The organism is Acidobacteriota bacterium, from assembly GCA_009838525.1.
GTDB lineage: Bacteria > Acidobacteriota > Vicinamibacteria > Vicinamibacterales > UBA8438 > VXRJ01.
This window is the reverse complement of sequence record VXRJ01000001.1, coordinates 1-3927: the sequence shown is the minus strand read 5'-3', so window position 1 is coordinate 3927 and position 3927 is coordinate 1. Positions and strand designations below refer to the sequence as shown.

Below are 3927 nucleotides of genomic sequence, written 5' to 3'. Positions count from 1 at the left end.
GCCCACAGCCGCCCTCGATGCGTTCGCTGAACGCGATGTTTTCTCTCGCTTTGCCGAGCTTACGTCAGACCGAACGGCTATCTTCATCTCCCATCGCTTCTCCACCGTGCGCATGGCTGATCACATCCTCGTTTTGCAGCAGGGAGAGCTTGTCGAGCAGGGGAGTCATGAGCAACTCATGGCCCAGGACAGCAGGTACGCGCAGATGTTCAATACGCAAGCGAAGCAGTATCGGTAATGGGACTTCTCACGATCTGGCAGACACCTGAAAGAGGGAGGGAATTATGCCGAATCCTACGACGAATGCTGACAATCTACCGCCGATCCCACTGACGGAAGACCAACGCTATGTCTTTGATACTCGCGGGTGGCTGCTGATTCCCGGCGTCCTCAGCGAATCAGAGATTCAAGAGATGCGCGCGTTTTGCTACCAACTCAAACAGGAACCAAGATCCATTCCCGAACACCATCGCTATTCCATCGGCGGTCCCTTAGAGACTCTAACCGATCATCCGGTTGTTCTCGGATTCATGCACGAATTTTTGGCCTCGGCCTACGCCAACGAAAACTGTTATGGATTTCGGCTGGAAGGTACGTTTCTAACCATTCGTGCGAACGGCCACGACGCTTTCCGACCTCACGGAGGCCGTGGGATGCTCAACTTTCCCGGCAACTCGCATACCTATCATCTGCACTACGACAAGGCACACAGCGGGTTGACGCGCGTGGTCTGGGAACTCAATCCGGTGCAAAAAGGCTGTGGTGGAACCATGTTCCTCACCGGCAGCCATAAAGGGGCGTTCCCCGCTCCCAAGTCAACGGAGGATCGCAACTCCCCGTTATGGGAGGATTACACCTGCCCCGCAGGCTCTGTGCTCATCTTTACGGAGGCGATCACGCATACTGGTGCCAAGTGGACTGACGAAACTGTAGATCGGGTCGCAATTTTTAACTGCTACAATACCGTTGGCAACAAGTGGCATAAGTGGGAACCACATCCGCAGCATCTAGAAGAAATGACGTTTAAACGACAGACGCTCTTTCGACCGGTTCACTGTCAGGATAATGCGCCGACGTTGGATGCGGTATAGAAAAATTAGCAGCTTGTTAAAACGTCTGTACTTGGTCGAATATAGGAAAAACGGCTATCTTGTCGGAAAAGGCTTGTTTCCTTCTGTAGACAAGTGTTCGGGATAATAAAGCAGGATATTGATTATGACTAAAGTCATCTTAGAATTGCCTGATGAAGTGTTTTCTGCTTTGCGTCGCTCGCCAGAGGAGTTCGTCGCTGAACTGCGCTTGGCCGGAGCTATCCACTGGTATGAACGAGGCGTGATTTCGCAAGAAAAAGCCGCCCATATAGCCGGTCTGGATCGCCCTGATTTCCTCAAGGCTTTAGCCTGTGAGCAAGTAGATGTCTTTACGGTGGATATAGACGCATTGAAAAGCGAACTATATCGTGGCTGAAAAACTAGCCGTCAATAAATTCGCCTTTGCTTTATTGTACAACAAGGGGCATAGAAGACAGATTCACAAGGTCGTCTGTGTCCGCTTCCAAGAAAATAAGGACCGCACCTCCCGCAAGCTTCGCTGAGACGCAGCCAAGCGTCAAGATACTCCTGTATGGGGTGGGAGTCCGAGTCGTTGGCGCTCTGCTTCGATGATCTGACGCTCTTGATCGCGCTGTGACATGGCTTTCTTGGGCTTAGCTTGATCCGCGGTGTCAATGGCGTCAGGCGTCGCGTCCTTAATGGTGCTGCCTCGGGCGTACGAGTCGAATAGTACCGACTTGTCGTGTAGGACTTCGACCATGACCTCGTCAACGCTTTCCTCTGTCAGAAGTCGGTGAACTTCCACGCGCCGGACTTGGCCCATCCGATGACATCGGGCGATGGCCTGCTCTTCGGTGCTCGGCTTCCACTGCGGCTCAGTGAGGATCACTACCGAGGCTGCTTGGAGATTCAGTCCAACGCCGCCCGCCTCAACTTGGCTCACTAACACGACAGGTACTTCGGAGGCTGTGAACTGATCCACGATCTGCTGGCGTTTTCCCGCAGGGACGGCACCTGTGATGGGTCCAACCGTCCGCGATCCGAGTCCTGCGTGTATCCGGTCAATAACGTCTCGGAAGAATGAGAACACGACTGTCTTGAGGCCGCGGTCTGCTGCTTCAGTGGTGATCTCAAGCAGGCGTGCGAGCTTCGGGGACTCATCCGGCTCGTTGGTCATGAAGGCGGCGCGTCGCATGTCCATGAAGTTGCCACATTCAACCGCCCATCTGTAGGCATCTGCCGCAGCGCCTTCAAGAGTGAGCCACTCATCGGTCTCAATCCTCTCAGGAAGTTCTTGGAGCACGTCCGACTGATTCCTCCGCAGGTAGACTGTAGAAACGGTTCTACGAAACGCATCTGGTTCTAGGAAGCCGCTTTCATTTTCAAGGGCCAATCCAGTATCGGGCTGTACATGGTCAACAAGCATACGAAACTCTTCCACACGATTCTCCATTGGCGTACCGGTCATCAACATTGAACAGCCCGATCGGCTCAACCATTGGCGTACCGCAATCGTCCTTAGAGCACGCGGATTTTTCACAAAGTGCGCCTCATCAACAATCATAGCAGAAATTGTGAGATCATGCGGCAAGTCCAGCAACCTCAACGTGTCGAACGTAGTGACTGCCAAGCCTCCTTGCTCTACCCAAACACTGAGCCGCTGTATCCGTTCAGGGCCATGAAGCCTCCACGGGTGTTCTAAGTAGGAATGACGAATGGTCTCATGCTCCCAGTTGACCAGCACGCTCGCTGGGCACACCACTAGAAAGTGAGTGCCGCCCTGGCACTTCAGATGGCACAGGACCGCGAGTGCTTCGATAGTCTTGCCTAGGCCCATCTCATCTCCGAGGATGGTGTGCTTTTGAACGAGGGCGTACTTAGCTCCAAACGCCTGATATCCGCGCAGTGTCACGTTGAGCAGACGCATATCGAGATCGAATTGCTTGACTTTCTCTATAATTTCTGCTGGCGCAAACCCCTGAGACGCCTCCGTATCAGGATCAAGTCCGCCGATCTCAGCAAGCAGCGCATTGTAGTGCACTGGTCTCGCCGTATAGTCTTCCCAGACATCAAAGGCTCGGATCGCTCTGTTGGATAGTCGTTCCTCGGTAACGCGTAGATGATCTTGAAGCCTTATGATACTGGCCTCTTTGAAGAGTGAATCGATACGCTTCAATGCTGACTTGGCGGCATCCTTGCGCTTGCGGCTACTGAAGAAGCGTCGGATCGGTCGGTATTCGAGACGGGCAGCATCGATGTCCTTGGCAATCAAATCGGACATATCTTCTAAGGCGGGGCGGTTCGCTTCGACGTCGTGACGGACAACGTCAAGTCTGTAGAGCGCTCGTAGAAGATTAGTCTGGCCGCCGGGTTTTCGCTCGATGTCGAATCTGATCCGACTCTCATCAGTAAGCTGGTCCTCCGCACGACGCGCAGCATCTAGCATCCTCGCGGCGGTGATGGGACCTACGCCTTGGATCGCCTCTAGTTGGCCCTGACGTCTGCTGAGAAGCTGGCCTACCGTGCGAATTCCGGAAGTCTCAACGGCCGTGGTGCGTACATCGCCTCTTGTTAGCTGTTTCAGCCTGTTGAGCGGCATTCTGTGTAGTCGTTCGCTTATGACGCATTCGTGCTCGGCCTCATACTCAGTTCGCGCTTGTTGCTCGGCGTAGGAAATGGAGGCAAGGAGCAAAGCCACCCTTTGCTGCAAGTCCTCCGCTCGCCTTACAATAACTTTGGGTGGTAATAACGAGGTTTCAGTTATGTCAATAGGCTTCATGTGAATTTTTGACCATGATTTTGAACGATTGCATTTGGCTGGTGTTTGTTTTTCTCATTCGGGTTTAATATCCCGCTGCTTGCGGCGCTCTTAGGC

3 protein-coding genes are annotated in these 3927 nt (G+C 53.3%); 2 read left to right on the top strand and 1 reads right to left on the bottom strand.

From position 1 onward, the window contains the following. Window positions 1-284 precede the first annotated feature (284 nt). Both F4Y45_00015 and F4Y45_00010 read left to right on the top strand, forming a co-directional pair. The gene (locus tag F4Y45_00015; GenBank protein MXY22898.1) at window positions 285-1091 is read left to right on the top strand and encodes a phytanoyl-CoA dioxygenase family protein; all 807 of its coding nucleotides are present in this window, start codon (window positions 285-287) and stop codon (window positions 1089-1091) included. A gap of 124 nt (window positions 1092-1215) precedes the next feature. Continuing rightward, a complete protein-coding gene (locus F4Y45_00010; GenBank protein ID MXY22897.1) occupies window positions 1216-1467 on the top strand; it encodes a UPF0175 family protein in 252 nt (83 codons plus the stop codon). 141 nt (window positions 1468-1608) lie between these two features. Here F4Y45_00010 and F4Y45_00005 read toward each other — a convergent pair whose 3' ends face one another. Beyond that, complete coding sequence (locus F4Y45_00005) at window positions 1609-3831, bottom strand: DEAD/DEAH box helicase (protein ID MXY22896.1); 2223 nt, start codon at window positions 3829-3831, stop codon at window positions 1609-1611. Window positions 3832-3927 lie beyond the last annotated feature (96 nt).

What these genes read in the sequence shown, in the direction of transcription:
- F4Y45_00015 (MXY22898.1), top strand. Translation starts at nt 285, where the DNA reads ATGCCGAATCCTACGACGAATGCTGACAATCTACCGCCGATCCCACTG.
- F4Y45_00010 (MXY22897.1), top strand. Translation starts at nt 1,216, where the DNA reads ATGACTAAAGTCATCTTAGAATTGCCTGATGAAGTGTTTTCTGCTTTG.
- F4Y45_00005 (MXY22896.1), bottom strand. Translation starts at nt 3,831, where the DNA reads ATGAAGCCTATTGACATAACTGAAACCTCGTTATTACCACCCAAAGTT.